Source organism: Lactobacillus kefiranofaciens (genome assembly GCF_900103655.1).
Taxonomy (GTDB): domain Bacteria; phylum Bacillota; class Bacilli; order Lactobacillales; family Lactobacillaceae; genus Lactobacillus; species Lactobacillus kefiranofaciens.
Window position 1 is genome coordinate 1 of record NZ_FMXC01000009.1, and the last position, 21,555, is coordinate 21,555.

Consider the following 21,555-nt stretch of genomic DNA (forward strand, 5'->3'; position numbering starts at 1 on the left):
GTTCGTGCCAGCCTAAGAAAGACGCATGAAGCTCATCTGGGCATTCATCACGGCGCCATTGAAAGCTTAACAGCAGGACATAGCTATTTAAACGATTTTAGCAGAAAAATAAATCAAATAAATATTTAAGAAATTAAGGTCAGACTAATGGTTAATAGCCTACCGCAAAAATATTGACACTTACATTGTAATCAATTTGTCATCTAGCAGTTTCAAAGAAGCTTATAATATAGGTAAGAGAAAAAACGTTAGGTAAGAAAGGAATAATTATGCCACTTTGCCAATTATTTATTAATCATGAGCAAAACCAGTTCATAGTAGTGCAAATGCCGGATGAAATCACACCAGACAAGTATCAAGGCTGGATTACCCAGGAGGAACAGGTAGAGCATGTGCAAGCATTTGATTTTTCACAGCAATTACTTGATCGGGTGACCTTGAAATATGTTGCTGCTCAATACGAAGCCAAATATGTAATGATGAAGGCCCCAGATGAGGAGCAATTATTTGTTTCTAGTTTGGAAATTAGCAAACAAAACGAAGAAAAATTAGACGTTGTTCGCAATGGGCTACTAATTGTGTTTGACAAAGAAGAGTTAGAACATTTCATCTCATTTTTGCAGGAGGCTTGGAATGAAGCGCGCATGCAATAGAGTATTTTCTTTTCCAGTCAAGAGAAAGGGGCATAAAATTGACCCAGAGAATTATCAATAATACGTTAATCAGTGACCGTGAACAAAATGGTTATATCTTTATTTCAGATATTCATGGTAATTTGGAGACATTGACTTTAATTGAGCAGGCTCAAAAAGATTACCCTAAAGCTAAATTGGTGGCAGGTGGCGATTACGTTGATGGTCGTAGTCACGTTAAGGAAGTTTTGGACTATCTAATTGAACAAAAAGCTGAAGGGGCGATCATTTTACGCGGCAATCATGAGCAGATGCTGCTTAATTATGCCGATCAAAATGAACACCAAGATGGGATTTGGTTTTATAACGGTGGCAATAAAACATTAGCCAATTTATTAGGACCAACAGCTTCTGCCACTGACTTGCATGATAGCAAGTATTATCGCTTCTTAAACGGCTGTCCGATTATGTATGAAACGCCACATTTGATTTTTGTTCATGCTGGGGTGCGACCTGATAAAAAATATAATGATCCGGCAACTTATACTGAGACAACTTATGGCTTAAAGTATGATTATGATTTCTTCCGTATTTGGGCACGCGAACGGTATTGGTACTCTAATCGAGAACATGAAATAATCGCCCATAATTTAACAGGCAAGACAATTGTGACGGGACATACGCTAACCGCTGGATTAGAGGGTAAATTTGATGATGGCCGGATACTCAACAATTTGTCTGTTGATCATTGTGTCGTGCGGTCACTGCAGTATCCAGGTGAACCAGCGAGAATCTTTACTGATGGTGGTTCACACTCGAATCCACTGATTTATCCCCATAATGATGGCAATGTAGTGGTATTAGATAGTGAAGGAAAGATTGTCCGGGTTTATAATTGGGATAATCCACAAGGCACGGAATTTAAGAATAAATAAGGAAAATGCTTCTGGGGAGGAGCATTATTTTTTGTTGCTAATTTACAATATCGTAATCTTGTAAATCATAAACTACAATATTATAATATTGTAAATGATAATCTTGTAAATTTGAGGTGATTGGATGTTTGTGGGCAGAGAAAAAGAATTAACAAGTTTAACAGAGCATTATCAAACGAATAAGTTTCAATTTGCAGTTATTTACGGTAGACGTCGAATTGGAAAAACAGCATTGATTAATAAATTTGTCCAAGATAAAAAAGTGATTTATTTTACGGCAATTGAGGAAAATGCTAATGATAATTTGCAACGTTTTTCTAAAGCAATTCGACATTTTATCAATCCACAAATCAACGATGATTCATCCTTTGCTTCATTTGAGCAAGCTTTTCAGGAAATTGGCGAGGTAGCTAAAAAAGAACGGGTAGTTTTAGTCATTGATGAATATCCTTATTTGGCACAAGTATATCCAGCAGTTAGTTCGATGCTTCAATCTTATATTGATCATGTATATTCTGAGACTAATATGTTTTTGATTTTGTGTGGTTCATCAATGTCATTTATGGAATATCAAGTTTTAGGCTATAAAAGTCCTCTTTATGGTAGAAGAACTGTGCAATATAAGTTGCATCCCTTTACCTTAAAGGAAACACAAGAGCTTTTACCTAATTACAGTAAAATGGATGCTTTTGAGATCAATTCAATTATGGGCGGCATTCCTAAATATTTAAGCTTAGTTTCTGATCAAGTTGATGTGATGACTAATGTTAAGAATACTTTCTTAAATACTGATTCTATTCTGTTTGAAGAGCCTAATAATTTATTAAAGCAAGAGTTGCGCGATCCCGCTACGTATAATTCAATAATTAATGCTATTGCAGCTGGAGCTTCTAAATTAAGTAAAATTGCAACTAAAGCCCATTTAGCTTCTGGTGCCATTTCGACATATTTACAAAATTTAATTTCTTTAGGAATTATTGCTAAAAAAATCCCGGTAACGGAGCAGGACAAACCTAATTCTAAAAAGACACTTTATTACATTAAAGATGGGATGTTCCGTTTTTGGTATACTTTCATTAGTAAAAATATTAGTTTAATTGAGATGGGCTATTCTGAACCGGTAATTGAACAAATTAAACAGCAGCTATCGGTCTTTTTAGGTCCGTCTTTTGAAGAACTTAGTCAAGAATATCTTTGGGACCATATGATGGATAAGGAAATTGTTCCTGAATACTTTCGGCGTTTAGGCTATTGGTGGGGCACGGATCAGAGAATAAAACAGAAAGTTGAAATGGACGTTGTGGGAATTTCAATGGATGATTCCGCCGGTTTTTTTGGCGAGTGTAAATGGAAGAATGAACCAATTAGTCGTTCAATTTTAGAAACATTGATTAGTAGGAGCAACCTCTTTAATTATCCTAAAAAATATTATTACTTATTTTCTAAAGTAAGTTTTACAGATTCATGTAAACAGCTGGCCCAGGAAGTAAATTGTCATCTGATTACTTTTGAGCAAATGTAAAAAAGACATCCCCACGCGGGATGCCTTTTGATTTAGAGATCCAAAAATTTAATTAGTCTTCCACTTTCTTAGCTTCGTTCATGGCCTTCATGATTGAAGGGTTCTTTGAATGGCAGTCCTTAATCATTTGTAAATCTTCTTCACTCAACTTAATAACATATTTACTCATAGTTTTATTCCTCGCTTTTATTTAAAAATACAGTTTAACTATAGCACTTCAGTGGGGAGCTGCAAAGGTTAAACTATTTTGATTTATTAGGGAAATATTTTTCATTAAATTTTGAAAAAATGCTAGTTATTAAATCGCTTTCATGGTGCTATATTGTCATAAAGGTATATACCAAAATGAAAGGGCTTAATTTTTTGTAGATTGAAGAGGGAAATACTATGACTAGTAAAAAATCAAGTGGGGGCTTGAATGCTTGGGTCAACAAGCATGTTATGCCTGTCGCTGCCAAGATAGGTGGTTTTAAACCATTAATTGCTGTGCGTGATGGTATTGCAATGGCGATGCCATTAATTATCGTTGGATCATTATTCATGATCATCAACTCATTCCCGGTTTATGGCTGGTCCGACTGGCTCGCTAAGACTGCTGTTAATGGTACCAGCATTGCACAAATCTTGGCTAAAATTACCAATGGTTCATTCGGAATCATGGGTTTAATTGCAGCTTTTGGAATCGCTTGGAGTTATGCTAACCAACACAAAACAGATGGCGTTTCTGCAGGGATTATTTCTGCATCAGTATTCTTTATTTTAACTCCAAGTATTATGAGTGGCGACAAAGTGCCCGTAGAAGGTTTCCCTTACACTTACTTAGGTAGTAGAGGTTTATTCGTAGCCATTATCTTTGGCCTTTTGTCAGCTTGGATCTTCCAATGGTTCATTAACCATAATATTCAAATTAAGATGCCAGCCGCAGTTCCGCCTGCAGTTTCCAAGAGTTTCTCAGCTTTAATTCCAGGTGCAGTTATTCTTGCTATTGCTGGTTTAGTATACTAGCTCTTTGCTTGGACTGGCTGGGGCAATATCCACGACGTAATTATGCATATTTTGGCTAAGCCATTAGGTGCTTTAGGTAATACTTTAATTGGGACTTTAGTTTCAATTATATTGGTAAGTTTATTCTGGTTCGTTGGTATCCACGGTGGTAACGTGGTTAACACTGCGATGTCACCAATTTGGTTAATGCAGACTGTTGCTAACCGTGTCTTAAGCCAAGCAGGCAATCTAGACTTAGAACACGGCGGCCACATTATTACGCAACCATTCATCGACAACTTCGTTTACATGGGTGGTGGTGGTGCCACTATCGGTTTGGTATTATGTATCGGTTATTTAGTATGGCGCAAGCGTGCAAGTAAGCAAAATGAAGTTTTAGCACCAATTACGATTGTGCCAGGTTTATTCAACATTAACGAACCAACTATGTTTGGTTTGCCGGTTGTTTTAAACGTTAGCTTGATTATTCCATTCATTTTGGCACCAATGGTTAACGCCATTGTTACTTACATTGCGATGAAGACTGGTATTGTACCATTGTGTAATGGTACAGTTATTGCTTGGACAATGCCGCCAATTATTTCAGGCTTTTTAGCTACTGGTAGCATTGCCGGGTCAATCTTGCAATTAGTCAATATTATTTTAGACGTATTAATTTACTTACCATTTATGTCCGCATTGAATAAGAGACAAAAGATCCAAGAAGAGAAGGTAAAGTAAATGGTCAAAAGATTATTAAGTGCTAGTTCTAGTGAACTATTAAAAATGAACGGGAAAGAATTAGCTCAAAGTATCAAAGCTAGCGAAGGCCGGACGGTTTTAAGCGAAAACGTGGTAGTGCAGCCTGCACCAGATGGACTGACAATGTCTGAAATTGCAGCAGCTTTTGGTGCTGATTTACTACTATTAAATTTATTTAACGTCTTCGATCCGCAAGTATGTGGTTTGGACGTTAACGATCCTGATGATACAGTTAAGCGACTGCAAGAATTAACTGGACGACCAATTGGCGTCAATTTAGAGCCAGTTGATTCCGATGCTAAGATGGAGTCGACTAAGTTTAAACTCCCTGAAGGCAGAATTGCGACGGCTAAGTCGATGAAAAAAGCGGAAGAATTAGGTTTTAGTTTTGTCTGCTTTACCGGCAATCCAGGTAGTGGCGTGACTAATAGGATGATTGTCGAGGCCGTGAAGACAGCTAAGGCCAACTTCTCTGGCATGATTATTGCTGGCAAGATGCATGGCGCTGGCGTCGATGAACCGGTGGCTGATGAAGAATCAGTTAAGGCCATGATTGACGCTGGTGCAGATGTAATTTTGACCCCAGCTGTTGGGACCGTTCCAGGTTTTATTAGCGATGAATTAATCAAAATTGTTAAGTTAGTTCATGCGCACAATGGCTTGGTAATGAGTACGATTGGTACCAGGCAAGAAGGTGCAGGCAGAGACGTTATTCGTGAGATTGCACTGAAAAACAAGATCTGTGGTGTAGACATCCAACATATTGGGGATGCTGGCTGGGGCGTAGTGCCGCCAACCGAGACAATCTTTGAATTAAGTAATGCCATTCGCGGATTAAGACATACAATTGCGAGAATGGCGCGTTCAATTAATCGTTAAACAGTAATGGGAAGGTTTCGACCTTCCTATTTTTTTGCATTTTTATGTCATGATGTTAAATACGAACGTGCTTTTGTACATACCAAATATCATAAATAAATGGCGCAAACCATTGATCTATCAACGCTTTGTATTATCTAAAATAATTTACATAAATGTTACAAATGTTACAAAAATGACATATTCAGTAATGCTTTCTTAACCAGGGAGTGATATTCCTGTTATGATTCTGAAACGAAAGCCTTGTAATATATAAGCTGTCAATTGAATCAAGACAGACGAATAAGTGAAAATTCGTTACCCAAATAACATTTCTAAACTTTAAGGAGATAATTTTTTTGAAAATCAAATCTATCTTAGTTAAGTCAATTGCAGTAGCTGCTTTGTCAGTTACAGGTTTAGTAGCAGCTGAAGCTACTGCTCAAACAGCAGACGCTGCTACAGTTCAAAACGATGCAAGCGTAGTAACTGTAAACTACGTTTCAGATAACTCAATTACTGTTTACAACAATTACGAAAACCCAGTAGCAACTGGTCAAACTTTAGCAAGTAACACTTCATGGAAAGTTATTAAGACAGCTTACGATTCAAAGGGTCACAAGTGGTACGACTTAGGCAAGAATCAATGGGTTCGTGCTAAGTACGTAACCAGCGGTCACCATGCTGCAACAAATGCAACCACTCAAGCAGCTCCTAAGACTACTACTAACACTCAAGCTCATTCACAAGCTTCAGCTGCAGTAGCACCAAAGGCTCAAACTCAAACTACTAACTATGCTTCAGCTGCTAAGAGTACTTCATACACTTCAAACGCAACTGGTTCAGAAGCTAGTGCCAAGGCATGGATTGCTGGTCAAGAATCAGGTGGCTCATACAGTGCTTCAAATGGTCAATACGTAGGTAAGTACCAACTTTCAGCATCATACTTGAACGGTGACTACTCAGCTGCCAACCAAGAAAGAGTTGCTGACCAATACGTACAAAGCCGTTACGGTTCATGGACTGCTGCTAAGTCATTCTGGCAAGCAAACGGCTGGTATTAATCAGTTAAAAACTAAATAACAATTGAATAATAAGAAAGGGCACTTTTTCCAAATTCGGAGAGGTGTCTTTTTTGTAATTCAAAATAGTACGATATAATTAAACTATAGCTATGACAGTGCTAGAAAGTGAGGACAATTATGAGAAAGAAAATGATGGTGACATTGCTCACTAGTGTCTGTTTAATGGGACCTGTTAGCATGCTTACGCAAACTCATCCTCAAGTAGTACAAGCGGCCAGCAAAGGTAAACTGCGAGTAAAAGGAAATAAAAAAGTACGTCTTTATACAAATCGCGGTAAAAAATCTAAGTATTACGCTTATACAAGCAGAACATATTCCTATTCTGCTAAGAAATATCTAAAAATTGGCAAGAAAAAGCATTTGGCTTATAAAATTGGTAATAATTCACATTGGATTTTAGCTAAAAATGCTAAATTGGTGAAGAAGACAGTGGATAGATATAGTCAAGCTGTCATTAAATTGCCAAGTGGCTATACGCGTTCTGCACTTTTAGAAGCATATAAGGGCCATCCAAGTGAAGAATTTATTGCAGCTTCAATGAAAGGCATGGAAGAAAATAATTTCTCACGGGTTGCAACTGGTGAAAGTGCAAGCGATAAAAAGCTAATTAATCCGGATAAGCTTTCTGCGAGTGAACAACATGAATTAGCCGATTTTTCATTAAGAGTAATTAATAGTGCTCGTGAACAATTAGGACTTGAACCTTGGATTTATAGTACTGGTACGCAAGAATTGGCAGATGATATTGCCAAAGAATATGAAGAACATGGACGTAGCATTAAAGATCAAGGACATTATGTAGAAGGTATTGTCAAAGCTTGTCAAAAGCATGGCCTTGAATTAGATGATAATTATGTTGAAGATATGGCTGGTTTTACTATTAATAAAACCACTATGCCAATGGGTGAAATGAAGCGCAATGTCTACTTTGGCTTGAAACAAATGATTTTTGGCTTCGCTGGATCTGGTGAAGATGAGCGTAAAAACAAGTCTTTGTACCGTGAATGGGAACATGCTGGCGATTTGTTTAATACTCAAGGATCAAGCCATGATGGCGATCATAATTATTATGGCTTTAGTATTTCTAAGACGGGCAAGATTTACTCAATGCACTTTATTAGTGTCCCGAATTTCATTGTGGAAAGCGAGAAGTATAACACAAATTTTAGGCCGTAAAAATTAAATTAAGCACGTAATAGGCGTGCTTTTTTGATATGATAGATAAAAAATACTACGGAGAGAGATATGACAAAAACTTTATATTTAGTGCGGCACGGACAAACATATTTTAATTATTATCACAAGGTGCAAGGAAGATGTGATTCTCCATTAAATGAGATGGGAATTCGTCAAGTAGAGATGGCACGTGACTATTTCCAAAAGCATGATGTTCATTTTGACAAGGCTTTTTCATCAACCCAAGAACGTGCCTGTGACACTTTAGAAATTATTACAGATCATAAGATGCCATATAAGCGACTAAAGGACTTGCGTGAAAAATGTTACGGCATTTTTGAAGGTCGAGATGAATTTTTGCTTCCTTGGAACTACAATAATCCCAATGTTGATCCAACTATGGAAAAAGATGAAGATGTTGTGGGTAGAATGCATCGCGCTATTACGCAAATCTTGAAGGGTGTAAATGATGGTGAAACTGCATTAGTTGTTGGTCACGGTGATATTTTAGCTAAATATGTTAGAGATGTTGCCGATCCTAACTTTGCTGGTTTTGCCAATGCTTCTATTGTTAAGTTGTCAGTTGATGGCAAAAATGTTCATTTGGATACTTATGTATGGCCTGCGGAGGGTTTGAAACAAATTTAAATGGCGATAAATTTATATTTAGTACGACATGGACAGACATTATTCAATGCTCAACAAAGAATGCAAGGCAGCTGTGACTCTGCTTTAACTAAGTTAGGTATTAAGCAGGCTGAGGCTTTGCGAGATTATTTTAAGAAAAAGCGAATAGTCTTTGATAAGGCGTATTGTTCAACGCAGGAGCGTGCCAGTGATACGTTAGAGATTATTGCTGGTCCTGAAATGGATTACGAGCGCTTGAAAGATTTAAAAGAGAAAAATTATGGGCCATTTGAGGCTAAGAAAAACTTTTGGTGGCCACTAATGAAGTTTAGATCAGGTTCAATGGAAGATAATCGCGAAGTAGTTGAGCGGATGGAACGCGGAATTAATTTGATTTTGTGGGATGCTAAAGATGGCGAGAATATTTTAATAGTCGGTCACGGCGATAGCATGGGACAATACATTCGTGAAAAGGCGGGTAATCGCAAATTCCATGGCTTTCGTAATGCTGAATGCGTTCAACTGAAGAGCAATGGTCATGAAGTCGAATATGTGAAAAGCTATTGGCCTGCAAAAAAAGTGAAAATTGAACAATTAACTGAAAAATAAAGGGTTCATTTTTCAGCGTTAGCTTATAATTAAGTATGTAAATAATATAAAAACGAGGCAAGAAAAATGGATGAAACACCAATTTTTAAAATTACTAAATTAAATATTGCAGAAAATGATCGCGATGAATATATTCGCAAAGCTGAAAAATATATGCATGATTCTATTCCAGCCGAAGAAGGAACTTTGGTTATCGGTAGTGCTCATGATGATGCTAAGGGCGAAGATAATTACAAGATTGAATTGTTCCGCAATAAGGAAGCAGAAGATGTGCATATTGCATCAATGTCAGCAGTAGATTTCGAAGAAACTGTGGATAGCATTAGCACAGATAAGAAGATTGTCAACTTAAAGCCAGAAGTAATCACAACTCATGCACAAAAGGCTTTGAACAGCTATGCAGATAATTTTGTTATGCGTCTGGTAACTGTCGAAGTTAAAGAGAAAGATGCTGAAAAGTTCTCACATTCAGTTAAGAAGGAAATGACTACCAGTATTGCATCTGAACCAGGCATGGAAATTATGATGTCGGGTACTAACAAAGATGATCCTAACGAATGGTACTTTGTTGAAGTTTATGCAAACAATGAAGCATATGATTCCCATGTTCAAACTCCTCACTATAAGGAATACATTGAGGAAACTGACGGAATGGTTATTAGAAGAGACGTTAAGACTCTTGTACGCGATGCATTGGCAACTCAAGGTGCAATTGTATTAGATTAATTTTGAAAAAGGGATGCTGCCGGGAGGCGGCATTTTTTTGTGGGATAAAATATGACAGAAACAATTATTTTTGCTCACCGGGGATTGCCGGTGAAATTCGCTGAAAATTCATTAGAAGGCTTTCGCTATGCGGCAACGCATGGGGCTGAAGGCGTCGAATTTGATGTGCATTTGACTAAAGACAAGGTGCCTGTGGTAATGCACGATGAAGAAATTGATCGTACTACTGATGGCAGCGGCTATATCAAGGATTATACGTTGAGTGAAATCAGAAAGTTCCATTTAAAAAATGGCGAACCTGTGCCTATGTTGAGAGAACTTTTTGAAGTTTTGCAAGATAAAGACTTGTACATTAACTTAGAATTCAAAACTAATAAGGTTCATGATAAGGGCATTGAAGCTATTGTTTTGGCACTGGCAAAAGAGTATCACTTCGCGCATCCTATTATCTTTTCGTCTTTCAATTATCAGACGTTGAAAAATTGCCAGCGTGTTGATCCACATCAGCAATATTGCTTTTTAACCAAAATTCCGATTCTTTTTCCACAAAGATTCGTTAGAAAAAATCATTTTGCGGCGATTCATCCACATTGGTATTTGCCAAGTAAAATTACTCAGCGCATTTGGACTGTGGATAATCCTAAATTAGCTAAGCGATATTTTAAGCGGGGCGTAGCGGGCATTTTTACTAATAATTTTGAATTGATGAATAGAGTGAAGAGAAAGATGTTTGTTAATACAAAATAGCGGGACGTTAATGACCTGCTATTTTATGTTTGATATAATTTTAAAAACCAAAAATATAATTTAGGTTCTCCGCTTTATTATGGTCGGTATACCCTGGCGTGTTGTCTCCACAACACGCTTTTTTGTTCGGCGTCATTATAGCATGAAAGCCAAAATATTTTCCTGCTAAAATAATCGTCGTATACACAGGTCTTATTTTAGTTAAGAAGATGGAATAATAGATTATTAAAAGATGTTTTTGCTTAATATTCTTAATTCTAGAAGTATAATGAAAAAGATGACTCAGAAGAGGTGATAAAAAATGGCAACAATGAAAGATGTTGCACAAAGAGCAGGAGTAGGAGTTGGTACAGTTTCTCGTGTGATTAATCGTGTTCCAGGAGTTAAGGAAAGTACCTTAATTAAGGTTAATCAAGCGATTAAGGAATTGAATTATATTCCGGATGAGTATGCCCGAGGATTAAAAACTAATTCCTCAAGAACTATAGCTCTTATTTTGCCTTCAGTTTGGTATCCATTTTTCTCAGAATTTGCTTATTACGTAGAAAAAAGATTAGATAAAGAAGACTATAAACTATTATTATGTAATTCTAATGGTATTCCAGCAGAAGAAGCAAAATATATTAAGATGCTTAAGCAAAATAAAATTGATGCAATTATTGCGATTACTTATAGTGATATTGAACAGTATATTTATTCAAATATTCCTTTTATCAGTTTAGATCGTTATTTTGATAAAAAAGTATCTTACGTTACTTCAGATAATTATGAGGGTGGAAAACTAGCAGCTAAAAAATTGTTAGAGCATGGTGCCAGAAACCTTGCCTATGTTGGTAGTCACAGTAAATATCCTAACGGGACTCTGTTAAGAAGAGATGGTTTTAGAGATTATCTTGAGGATATGGGAATTGATTATAAAGAGATTTTTTTACAGGAACCTGTTAATGATTTCACACCTTATATTTTAGAAATGTTAAAAGCTCATCCGGAAATTGATGGGATTTTTTGTCATACAGATTCACTATTATTGAAATTAAGAAAAATCCTTACCCAACATGGATATAAAGTCCCAGAAGATATTCAATTGATAGGGTTTGATGGCATGAATTTATCCTCTGATCTTCCTTTAGGAATTTCCACAATTGCGCAACCTGTTGAACAACTAGCTAATGGTGCAGTTGATTTGGTTTTGCGTAAAATTGCTGATCCTAGTTTGAAAAATGAAGCAAAAATGTATCCGGTAAAATATGTTGATGGAAATACCACAAAATAACTGTTGACAAGTTATGAAAGCGGTATTATTATTTAAGTGTAAATTGAAACGCTTCCAAAAGGAAATGAAAATAGTTTTGTGCTAATAATTATTTTTTTAAGACAAAATAGAAACGTTTCAATTAATTAGAGTTGTGTTAGAGATAAGAAGCGTTTTATTTTTTTGAATAGAATTGAAACGTTTCAAAGGAGAGAGACTATGAAAAAGTGGAAATTAGGAGTTGCAACAGTTGCCGCTATTGCAGCACTAGGTTTAGCAGGATGTAGCAATAACCAAGGGAGCAGCAATACTAAGAACGTGACAATGTGGGTACACGTTTCAAATACTGACCCTGAAGGTAAGGCTCTTCAAAAAAACATTAATGACTTTAACAAGGAAAACAAACATGGTTATAAAGCCAAGGTTTAATTTATTCCTCGTTCCGGTTCAGGTGGTGGTTATGAAGATAAAGTAAATGCCGCTTTGAACTCCGGAAGTTTACCAGATGTTTTGACTTTGGATGGTCCTAATACTGCTGCTTATGCTCATTCAAAGATTATTCAACCTATTGATAAGTACATTACTAATAAGAGTGATATTTTACCAACAATTATTAAGCAAGGTACTTATAAAGGTAAGTTATATGCAGCTGGTTATTCAGAATCAAGTATTGGTTTCTACTACAATAAGAAGATGTTTAGAGAAGCTGGCATTAAAGATTCAGAGGTCGCTACATTGAAGCATCCATGGACTTGGACTCAATTTGAAAGTATTTGTAAGAGACTTAAGAATCACTTCCATGAACCAGCAATTAATATGAACTTAAACGATCACTCAGAAATGGCTCTTTACTCATTTGCACCATTTGTTTGGTCAGCTGGCGGTAGCATTACTAACCCCGCAGGTACTAAAGCAGTTGGTTACTTTAACTCAAAGCAAACCACTTCAGCATTCCAATTAATTCAAGACATGGTTAAGAATGGTTACACTACTATTTCACCAAAGGATAAAGGCTTTGAAACTGGTAAGTACGCAATGATGATGACTGGTACTTGGGAAGTCCAAACCTTGCAAAATCAATATAAGCATTTGCAATGGGGTGTAATGCCATATCCTGTATCTCCAGCTACTCATAAGGAAGTTTCACCAACTGGTTCATGGCAATACGCAATGTCTTCTGCAGCTAAGAACAAGAAGGCAGCTGGTGCTTTGATTAACTTCTTAATGAGCAAGAAGTGCATGTACCGCAGTGACATGGCTAACACTGTTTTGCCAGCACGTAAGAGTGTATCAAAGATGATGATTCCTAAGGTTAATGCTCAAATGAAATTCTTCATTAAGCAAAACCAAACTACAGGTCACGCTCGTCCAGTCTTAGTAAACTATCCACAAGTAACTAGAACATTTGCTGATACTGTTCAAAACGTAACTTTGTACAAGAAGAATCCTAATGTTCAAAAGGTAATGAACGAACAAGCTAAAGTTATTCAAAAGTACCTTCAGAAATAGAGAAGTAAAGGGGAATCTTTATGCAAGCTAAAGGTATAAAGAGACAGATCGGATGGCTGTACGTTTTCCCAGCAATTCTGATTCTGTTAACGTTTTTAATCATTCCGTTCCTGATGTCATTTAGCTATTCTTTTACGAACTACAACATTTTGACACCATGGGCTAAACAATATGTAGGTTTTACAAATTACATTAATACTTTTAAAGATCCCGTATTTCTACAAAGTTTAAAAAACATTGCACAATTCGTCATCTTTATTATGCCAATTCAGGTTGGTGCAGCTTTAGGATTAGCTTTAATTGTTAATAAAAAGAGACCTGGAAATACATTTTTTAAGATTTCATTCTTTGCACCACAAGTTGTTTCATTAACTGTTGTTTCTATTCTTTGGATGTACATTCTTAATCCAGATCAAGGTTTGTTAAATGGTATTTTAGGTATTTTCCATATTAAACCCCAACCATTTTTGACTTCACCTAAACAAGCTATGTTTGCCATCATTGGGGTATCTGCTTGGCAAGGTGCTGGTTATCAGATGCTAATCTTCTTAGCAGGATTACAAAATATTCCAGATTCACTTTATGAAGCAGCTGAACTGGATGGCGCTAATGGTTGGCAAAGATTTTTACACATCACATTGCCAATGCTTAAACCAACTTCAATCATGATTTTAACGACTACTTTCATCAGTGCATTCAACTTGATGATTCAGCCAATGATCATGACGCAAGGTGGACCACAAAACGCCACAATGACACCAATCTACTACATTTATCGTACTGGTTTTACTGACCGTCAATTAGGTTATGCAAGTGCTATGAGTGTAATCTACGGCATTATCATTATTATCTTTACTATTATTCAAAGAAAGATCACAAACGCCGGAGGTGACGAGAATGCATAAATTTATGACACGTAGAAGGTTTCATATAATTTGGACCACGGTGTTAATTACAATTTTAGCTTTATTCTTCTTGTTCCCATTGGTTTGGATGATCGTTTCTTCAATGAAACCTGAATCTCAAATTTATGCCAACATTAGTAACTTTAAGGCGTTCTTACCTTTAGGCAATATCTCTGATTGGGGTAAAGCTTATGTAAGCATCTTCCATAGATTCCCAGTAATGAGATATATTTTGAACAGTGTATTTTATGCAACAAGTGTAACGGTAGGTTCAATTGTAATAAATGTGCTCGCTGGATATGGTTTTGCTAAATTTAATTTTACAGGACGTAAATTACTTTTCGGTTTATTGATTGCTTTACTGGTTATTCCAGGTACTACGCTTTTGATTCAGCAATTCCAAATTGCTAAAACTATTGGTATTTTGAATACGCCTTTGGCAGTTATTTTGCCAGGTATGTCTAGTCCATTCTATATTTACATGTTTAGAAATGCTTTCGCAGCAATTCCAGATAGTATTACAGAAGCTGCTTAACTAGATGGGGCAAGTAATCTAAGAATTTTCTGGAATATCCTTTTGCCAATGACGCTTCCTACAGTTGCGACAGTTGGAACGTTATCATTCATAGGTAGTTGGAACGACTATGTATGGCCATTAATGGTTTTGACCAATTCTGATCAATTCCCACTACAAGTGGCTATTACGAATATTAACAGCACGAACCCAGTTTACATGAATCAAGTTATGGCTATTTTGACCATTTCTACTGTTCCTTTGGTTTTAGTTTATATCTTCTTCCAAAAGTACCTTACTCAAGGAATGGGTTCTGCAGGTAATGGTGATAAATAATGAAAGAAAATTCTTACTTATATGAAAAAATAAGAAAAATTGATAATGATGAATTGCGACCACTTTTCCATTTCACTGCTCCAGTGGGTTGGATCAATGATCCTAATGGATTGATTCATTATAAGAATTACTATCAACTATATTATCAATATAATCCTTATGCACCTCATTGGGATAACATGCATTGGGGTCATGCTCGTAGCAAAGATGGCCTTCATTGGGAAGACATGCCAATTGCAATGAAGCCTGATCACGAATATGACAAGACTGGCGTATTTTCAGGTTCCGCAATTGAAAAAGACGGTAAGTTATATGTCCTTTACACGGGACATGTGGATGAAAATGATCAAATCACGGAAACTCAATGTGTAGCTGTTTCGGATGATGGTGTTGATTTTAAGAAATATGAAAATAACCCAGTAATGACGGTAGCAGATTTGCCTGAAGAAACAGACGAAAGCAACTTCCGTGATTCTAAGGTCTTTAAGCACGGCGACAAGTACTATTGTGTAGTTGCCGCTGCACTGGAAAAGCATGGTAGCTTAGTTTTATTTGAATCAGATGATTTGCTTCACTGGTCATTTAAATCTGTTCTGCTTCAAGGTGAAGAATATGGCATTATGACTGAATGCCCTGATTACTTTAATCTTAATGGTCAAGATTATTTAGCCTTTAGTGTGATTTTAGGTGATGGCAGAAATAGTGTTGTTTATCTTGCTAAGGGGCATATGGATTGGCAAAACTTTAAGTTTAAGTTAGAAGAACAACATCGTTTAGATGATAGCGATGACTTCTATGCTTCTCAAAGCTTTGTAGATGAAAAAGACAATCGAATTATTATTCCTTGGTTGAGAAGTGCTGATCATGTTAACTATCTTGAAGAATCAGGTCACCTTTGGAATGGAATGATGGGCATTCCAAGAAGATTAACAACAAATGATGGCCAATTAATTCAAAAGACAATTGGATCAATCAATGATTTATCATTGACTGATAATGAAAAGATTGGTTTGGGCAGTTATAAGTTGACAGAAGAAATCCCTGTTGATGATAGCCTGATATTGAAAGGTGATAACGGCGAAGTTCATATTAACCGTATCAAAGAAGATCAATATGTAATTGAAATTCATTCACCTGTATTTATTAAGACTGTTTCATGGAATCCAGATAATCATCATTTGACAATAGTCATTGATAATTCGAGCTTGGAACTCTTTGGTCAAAGTAAGACTTTAAGTATTGTTACTTTTGTTGCTGGAATAAAACAAGCAATGCTTAAAGAGATAAATTAGCAAGGAAATGAAAAATGACAGAAGTAGATTTAAACCATATTTATAAAAAATATGATGGCAATGACAAGTATTCTGTAAATGACTTTGATTTGCACATCAAGGATAAGGAATTTATCGTTTTTGTCGGTCCTTCAGGTTGTGGTAAATTGACAATTCAGAACTGAAAAAATTTAAATTTTCCCTTGACCTTTTTGCCTGATTCTCCTATACTAATATCTGTTGAGTGATTGAGAGGTCATTCAAATAGAACCAATCAAGTAAAAAGGTTTGAAGATTGGGTTATAGCCAAGTGGTAAGGCAATGGTTTTTGGTACCATCATGCGCTGGTTCGAATCCAGCTAACCCAATAAGTAAGATCAGGTAGTAAGCCTGATCTTTTTTTGTGCCTAAATAAAAACTAACCTTAAAATAATCTTAACTATATTAAAAATAAAAAGTACAGTATAATATTTATCAGGGGAAAAATTAGGATGAGAATTTAATATTATTGCAGAGAGAGTCTGCGTTCTCGACTAGTTTTTCAAGTACAAGTGAAGCTCCAGAGACGTAAGTCCCTGGGGCTTTTTTCATTAAAATGAATTGAGGGAAGTTATATGCGAAAAGATTTCAAAGAAAACCTTTTGAACATATTGAATGGTGTAAGTACTGGCGTAGTGATCGCCTTGGTGCCTGGTGCGTTAGTTAATGAATTGATGAAGAATATCGCACACTCTTGGTCTGGTGCACAGAATATTTTGACAATGACATCGTTGATGGGCAGCTTGCTAGCTGTATTTGCGGGATTGTGCGTGTCATATTTGCTTAAGTTCAACTTGATTCAGTCAGGTTCAATTACAGCGGCTGCGATGATTGCAAGTGGCGCATTTCAGGTGAAAAATGGTCAGATTATCTTGTCGGGTTCTGGAGATGTAATTAATATTGCATTGACTATTTTCTTTGCGGCATTCTTGGTGAAGTTTTTGACACCAAAATTGGGCAGTTATACTGTGCTTTTGTTGCCATTGATCGTGGCAGTAGTTGCTGGTGGCGTGGGCCAATTCATGCTTCCTTACACAAAGATGGTAACTGGAGCTGTAGGACAAACAATCGGCACTTTGACTAACTTCCAACCGCTCGTGATGGGCATGCTCATGGGAATTGCCTTTGCAGCATTGATTGTGTCACCAATTCTTCAGTAGGAATTGCCATGGCAATTGGTGTTGAAGGCATCGCTTCTGGTAGTGCCAACTTGGGTATTACTGCATGTGCATTCACTTTGGCTATTATGAGCAGCAAGGTGAACGGCTTTGGTACGACAATTGCTCACTTCATTGGAACTCCTAAGATTCAGATGGCTAATATGTTGAAAAATCCGCGCTTGTTCTTGCCGGTGATTACATCTGCGGGTATTGCTGGATTAGTTGGTGCAATCTTTGAAATCAGCGGTACAGCTAATTCCGCAGGATTTGGTTCTGCAGGATTGATTGGTCCGATGGCAGCATATCAAGAGATGGCTGGTGGACCGCTTGCAATTGGATTCATTATGTTGTTATTTGCGGGGATGCCAATTTTGTTAGGATTTGCCATGAGATATATCTTCATTCAAAAGTTACAATTTGTTCGTGAAGAGGATCTTGTTATTGAAGATAAGTAAAATGTGTAGACTGATTTTGGGTGAAAGTCAACACTTTGTGGAAAAGTTCACAAAATTGTAAAGCTTTGATTTTATTTTGTAACAGTACGGTAACTACAGCTTAATAGTAGAGAGCTAACCTACTATATGCAATATAAAGGCATGTATCTTTATATTGTGTACTCGTCTAAAAGCCGATTCTTTTGAATCGATAAGGCGTGATGGTATAATATATTCACAAGTGAACAGGAGATATTACTGCTTACTTATATGTATTTTTATACAAAAAATGGGGGACCACATTTATGAAAAAGAATAGAAAAATGTTAGGCGTGGCTGCCGCTGCTTTGTTGGCTGTTGCTCCAGTTGTAGCTTCAACTGTGCCTGTTAATGCTGATGTTGCTGTAAATATTGGTTCTGCTGCTGGTACTGCTGTAAATACAACTAATACATCAACTCAAAAACCTGTTAATAAACCTTACTTTACTTACAATAATGAAATTATTGGTGAAGCTAGTCAAAGTAATCCTTTAGGTAACGTGGCTCGTACAACTGTAAGTATCAAAAAAGGTGATAAAGTATCATCTTTAATTGATACAATTTCTAAAGCTGTTTTGTTCCATGAAGCAAATCAAGATGCTGGTCAAAAAATCACTATTAACAAAGATAACTTTATTACTCAATTAAAGGCTAACCATGTATCTGTAAAAACTATTAATGTTGACAAGGATGGCAAGCCAACTAAGAATAATAAAGTTGATAAAAAAGGAAGTAGCTACGAAGAGATTGAAAGTGTTCCAAATACTTCATTCAATATTACTTTAAGTGCAAGTGCTAATAATCAAACAGTTTCAGTTCAAATTCCAATTGTTCCTGAAGGTGTAAGTACTCCTGTTGATACCTTACAAAATCCACAGATCAATTGGAGCTTTAATGGTCAAGCACAAAAAGATAAGTCTTTAAATGGACAAGTATTCCAAGTGGCCGTTAACTCTAGCTTTAATCCTTTGAATTTTACTAATAGTAATGGTGAAAGTATTATTATTTCAGCTCAACAAAGTCCAGCTAATACAACGTTTGCAAGTGTTGAAGCAACGTCAAATCCTGTTAATACTTCTGAAGCAGGGCGTTATTATAATGTAACAATAACCGCTACCGGTTATACTGGTAAGAAGACTACCGCTACTTATACTGTATTGATTACTTCCAGCCATAAGCAAACTTTATATGCTAATGGAGCAAGTTCAATTACAACCTATAACTTCTATGGTAATAATCCTTTGAGTGGTTCAACTACTTTCAAGGATGGTGATCAAGTTTACGTTGCTGATCAAACTAAGACTTATAATAAAGAATCTTATTCACAGGTTTCAACCAAGTCTAAGTCAGATGCTAACTCAAGCAACATTTGGGTAAAGACGTCATCACTTGTAAAACCAGCTGCTACTGAAAAAGGTGAATCTCACGTTGTAATGGTAGCTTCAAAGGCTTACGACAAGAATGGTAACTTCTTGGGTCACATGTATGACACTTACACTAACATTGACATCGTTCCAACTGTTGTAACTATCAACGGCAAGACTTACTACAAGGTAGCCAACAAGGACGAATACGTTCGTGTAACCAATATTACTGGTACTCAACGTAAGTTGCGTCACAATGCTTACATTTACTGGTCATCATACCGTCGTACCCCAGGTACTGGCAAGATGTACAAGGGCCAAACTGTAACCACTTATGGTGCTTCATACAGATTCAAGAATGGTAAGAGATACTACAGAATTGAAGGCTGCAGAAACAACAATAAGCGTTACATCAAGGCTGTAAACTTCTATTAAAATAGAATCTAAATAAACGAAAAGTTGGTGCGAAAGCATCGGCTTTTTTGCTGTAACAAATAAAGAAAGCTTACTAAAAATCAAGGCAATGATTAGGAAATACTTTTTTTCAAAAAAATTCAAAAATACCCTTGCATTTTCTGTAGATTTTACTTATTATAATTAAGTCAGCTAACGGAGGAGTAGCGAAGTGGCTAAACGCGGCGGTCTGTAAAACCGCTCTCTCTGAGTTCGGCGGTTCGAATCCACCCTCCTCCATTGTTGAACGACAAGTAAAAAGTTCAGCTGGTACTGGGTTATAGCCAAGTGGTAAGGCAATAGTTTTTGGTACTATCATGCGCTGGTTCGAATCCAGCTAACCCAATAGTTCTAATAGAACACCCAACCCGAAGAAGAAGCGTCATTATGACGTTTCTTTTTTTGTGTTAATGCAAATTTTACCCGTAAACACTAAAAAACAAGTACAATAGTACCTGACTTTTCAATAGGAAGGGATATAGAATGCCTAGAATAATTAGAGTTGGTGGCTCAAGCAGCGAGACTAGCTGGCATGAAGTCTTGAAGGACTTACGTGCTGACGATGTTTTGATGCTGGGTCCCGGATTTTATTATCTGCCTCAAGGTCTAACTTTAACAGATATTACCATCAAGGGGACAGGATCTGTACCAGAAGCAACTACAATCTATGGCTATCTTAGCGTGTCAGAAGATAGTCGCTATGTTACTTTAGAAAATCTATGTATTAATACTAATACAGACAATAACTGTCTCTCGGTGCCAGCTGAGACCGATGGTTACTTAACTTTGAGGAATTGTCAGGTTAAGGGATACAATACGGACACCGCCGCGATTGCCATTAATGGGAAGGCAACGATTGAACTGTATTCAACCAAGATAATTGGCGGTTCAGTTTCCATGTATGCCAGTGCCGATTTTCGGCTAGAGATGAATGATTCAGAGATTGATTATCCTTCAGACAAGTTTTGCGCCCTGGCACTTGAAGGTCACGGCACTGCAATTATTAATAATTCGCGCGTTCATGGCAGTATTAATACTTTTGACAAGACCAATGCAGAGTTAGATCTTAATAATTCTGAAGTTGATTATGTTTTATTGCATGGTCAGACTTGGATGAATATGCTTAATACGACAGTGAAGGCCAAGGATGACGCCTGCCTCTATCTCAGTGATGACAGCTGGAGCAATATTGTTCATTGCAAATTTAATGGTGGCATTTATATTGATAAAAAGACGCATACGATTATTCAAAATTCTGTCATTAATCGCATGGTCGTGATTAATGAGGCTAAGGTAACAATGAATAACTCCGTAGTGATTGCTCACGCTGATTTTCAAGATACGGCTGATTGTGAGGCTACTCGTGTAACTTTCATGGGCAACATGGATTACGAGTACTTTTTAGCCTTAAATGGTGCGGTCAGGTTAAAGGGGCACGATCTTGTTTTACATCCCAACGGCGCCGAACTTGCTGTTCAAGACGATGCCAAGTTGAACGCCAACATTTTGCCAGATCATAAGAATGATAATTTGAATGTGGAATGCGATAAAAGACCGAATGTGTATATTTTAGGGATGCACTGGACCGCTAAGAAAAAATAATCTGCTAAAATCCT

Annotated in this window: 15 protein-coding genes, 3 tRNA genes and 5 pseudogenes; all 23 read left to right on the forward strand. The window is 36.7% G+C overall.

Going from position 1 to position 21,555, the window contains the following annotated elements:
- Positions 1-269: 269 nt before the first annotated feature.
- Positions 270-653, forward strand: coding sequence for a hypothetical protein (locus tag BLP58_RS04785; RefSeq protein WP_013854638.1), 384 nt, complete (start codon positions 270-272; stop codon positions 651-653).
- A gap of 38 nt (positions 654-691) precedes the next feature.
- Entirely contained in the window at positions 692-1,567 is an 876-nt protein-coding gene (locus BLP58_RS04790) for a metallophosphoesterase family protein (RefSeq protein WP_013854637.1), read from the forward strand.
- A gap of 124 nt (positions 1,568-1,691) precedes the next feature.
- Positions 1,692-3,089, forward strand: coding sequence for an ATP-binding protein (locus BLP58_RS04795; RefSeq protein ID WP_013854636.1), 1,398 nt, complete (start codon positions 1,692-1,694; stop codon positions 3,087-3,089).
- 387 nt (positions 3,090-3,476) lie between these two features.
- Positions 3,477-4,814: pseudogene (locus BLP58_RS12315) on the forward strand (PTS sugar transporter subunit IIC).
- On the forward strand, positions 4,815-5,714 hold the full coding sequence (locus tag BLP58_RS04805; protein ID WP_025084121.1) for a DUF7916 family protein: 900 nt from the start codon (positions 4,815-4,817) through the stop codon (positions 5,712-5,714).
- Between the two features lie 338 nt (positions 5,715-6,052).
- Positions 6,053-6,757 (forward strand): aggregation-promoting factor, encoded by a 705-nt coding sequence (apf, locus tag BLP58_RS04810; RefSeq protein ID WP_013854633.1) that lies wholly within the window; start codon positions 6,053-6,055, stop codon positions 6,755-6,757.
- A 138-nt stretch (positions 6,758-6,895) separates the two neighbouring features.
- Positions 6,896-7,954 (forward strand): SEC10/PgrA surface exclusion domain-containing protein, encoded by a 1,059-nt coding sequence (locus BLP58_RS04815; protein ID WP_013854632.1) that lies wholly within the window; start codon positions 6,896-6,898, stop codon positions 7,952-7,954.
- A 69-nt stretch (positions 7,955-8,023) separates the two neighbouring features.
- The gene (locus BLP58_RS04820) at positions 8,024-8,602 is read left to right on the forward strand and encodes a histidine phosphatase family protein (protein ID WP_013854631.1); all 579 of its coding nucleotides are present in this window, start codon (positions 8,024-8,026) and stop codon (positions 8,600-8,602) included.
- Complete coding sequence (locus BLP58_RS04825) at positions 8,603-9,190, forward strand: histidine phosphatase family protein (RefSeq protein ID WP_025084122.1); 588 nt, start codon at positions 8,603-8,605, stop codon at positions 9,188-9,190.
- A gap of 66 nt (positions 9,191-9,256) precedes the next feature.
- Positions 9,257-9,916 carry a putative quinol monooxygenase gene (locus BLP58_RS04830; protein ID WP_013854629.1) on the forward strand — a complete coding sequence of 220 codons (660 nt, stop codon included), beginning with the start codon at positions 9,257-9,259 and terminating at the stop codon, positions 9,914-9,916.
- A 51-nt stretch (positions 9,917-9,967) separates the two neighbouring features.
- Positions 9,968-10,663, forward strand: coding sequence for a glycerophosphodiester phosphodiesterase family protein (locus BLP58_RS04835; RefSeq protein ID WP_013854628.1), 696 nt, complete (start codon positions 9,968-9,970; stop codon positions 10,661-10,663).
- Between the two features lie 301 nt (positions 10,664-10,964).
- Positions 10,965-11,936, forward strand: a complete 972-nt coding sequence (locus tag BLP58_RS04840) for a LacI family DNA-binding transcriptional regulator (RefSeq protein ID WP_013854627.1) — start codon at positions 10,965-10,967, stop codon at positions 11,934-11,936.
- A gap of 198 nt (positions 11,937-12,134) precedes the next feature.
- A pseudogene (locus tag BLP58_RS04845) lies at positions 12,135-13,424 on the forward strand (ABC transporter substrate-binding protein).
- A gap of 20 nt (positions 13,425-13,444) precedes the next feature.
- Positions 13,445-14,329 carry a carbohydrate ABC transporter permease gene (locus BLP58_RS04850; RefSeq protein WP_013854626.1) on the forward strand — a complete coding sequence of 295 codons (885 nt, stop codon included), beginning with the start codon at positions 13,445-13,447 and terminating at the stop codon, positions 14,327-14,329.
- A gap of 4 nt (positions 14,330-14,333) precedes the next feature.
- A pseudogene (locus BLP58_RS04855) lies at positions 14,334-15,179 on the forward strand (carbohydrate ABC transporter permease).
- On the forward strand, positions 15,179-16,471 hold the full coding sequence (locus BLP58_RS04860) for a glycoside hydrolase family 32 protein (protein ID WP_013854625.1): 1,293 nt from the start codon (positions 15,179-15,181) through the stop codon (positions 16,469-16,471). Before BLP58_RS04855 ends, BLP58_RS04860 begins: the two are co-directional and overlap by 1 nt.
- Before the next feature lie 14 nt (positions 16,472-16,485).
- Positions 16,486-16,623 (forward strand): annotated as a pseudogene (locus BLP58_RS04865) (sugar ABC transporter ATP-binding protein); the annotation flags it as partial.
- A 123-nt stretch (positions 16,624-16,746) separates the two neighbouring features.
- A tRNA-Gln gene (locus BLP58_RS04870) sits at positions 16,747-16,818 on the forward strand.
- A gap of 246 nt (positions 16,819-17,064) precedes the next feature.
- Positions 17,065-18,104, forward strand: a pseudogene (locus tag BLP58_RS04875) (PTS sugar transporter subunit IIC).
- Positions 18,105-18,388: 284 nt separating this feature from the next.
- Positions 18,389-19,921: an SLAP domain-containing protein gene (locus tag BLP58_RS04880; protein WP_013854623.1), complete on the forward strand. Its 1,533-nt coding sequence runs from the start codon at positions 18,389-18,391 to the stop codon at positions 19,919-19,921.
- A 176-nt stretch (positions 19,922-20,097) separates the two neighbouring features.
- Positions 20,098-20,179: transfer RNA gene (locus tag BLP58_RS04885), tRNA-Tyr, on the forward strand.
- A gap of 34 nt (positions 20,180-20,213) precedes the next feature.
- Positions 20,214-20,285: transfer RNA gene (locus BLP58_RS04890), tRNA-Gln, on the forward strand.
- A 137-nt stretch (positions 20,286-20,422) separates the two neighbouring features.
- Positions 20,423-21,541, forward strand: coding sequence for a hypothetical protein (locus tag BLP58_RS04895; RefSeq protein ID WP_013854622.1), 1,119 nt, complete (start codon positions 20,423-20,425; stop codon positions 21,539-21,541).
- Positions 21,542-21,555 lie beyond the last annotated feature (14 nt).

What these genes read in the sequence shown, in the direction of transcription:
- BLP58_RS04785 (WP_013854638.1), top strand. Translation starts at nt 270, where the DNA reads ATGCCACTTTGCCAATTATTTATTAATCATGAGCAAAACCAGTTCATA.
- BLP58_RS04795 (WP_013854636.1), top strand. Translation starts at nt 1,692, where the DNA reads ATGTTTGTGGGCAGAGAAAAAGAATTAACAAGTTTAACAGAGCATTAT.
- BLP58_RS04805 (WP_025084121.1), top strand. Translation starts at nt 4,815, where the DNA reads ATGGTCAAAAGATTATTAAGTGCTAGTTCTAGTGAACTATTAAAAATG.
- BLP58_RS04815 (WP_013854632.1), top strand. Translation starts at nt 6,896, where the DNA reads ATGAGAAAGAAAATGATGGTGACATTGCTCACTAGTGTCTGTTTAATG.
- BLP58_RS04820 (WP_013854631.1), top strand. Translation starts at nt 8,024, where the DNA reads ATGACAAAAACTTTATATTTAGTGCGGCACGGACAAACATATTTTAAT.
- BLP58_RS04825 (WP_025084122.1), top strand. Translation starts at nt 8,603, where the DNA reads ATGGCGATAAATTTATATTTAGTACGACATGGACAGACATTATTCAAT.
- BLP58_RS04830 (WP_013854629.1), top strand. Translation starts at nt 9,257, where the DNA reads ATGGATGAAACACCAATTTTTAAAATTACTAAATTAAATATTGCAGAA.
- BLP58_RS04835 (WP_013854628.1), top strand. Translation starts at nt 9,968, where the DNA reads ATGACAGAAACAATTATTTTTGCTCACCGGGGATTGCCGGTGAAATTC.
- BLP58_RS04840 (WP_013854627.1), top strand. Translation starts at nt 10,965, where the DNA reads ATGGCAACAATGAAAGATGTTGCACAAAGAGCAGGAGTAGGAGTTGGT.
- BLP58_RS04850 (WP_013854626.1), top strand. Translation starts at nt 13,445, where the DNA reads ATGCAAGCTAAAGGTATAAAGAGACAGATCGGATGGCTGTACGTTTTC.
- BLP58_RS04860 (WP_013854625.1), top strand. Translation starts at nt 15,179, where the DNA reads ATGAAAGAAAATTCTTACTTATATGAAAAAATAAGAAAAATTGATAAT.
- BLP58_RS04880 (WP_013854623.1), top strand. Translation starts at nt 18,389, where the DNA reads ATGAAAAAGAATAGAAAAATGTTAGGCGTGGCTGCCGCTGCTTTGTTG.
- BLP58_RS04895 (WP_013854622.1), top strand. Translation starts at nt 20,423, where the DNA reads ATGCCTAGAATAATTAGAGTTGGTGGCTCAAGCAGCGAGACTAGCTGG.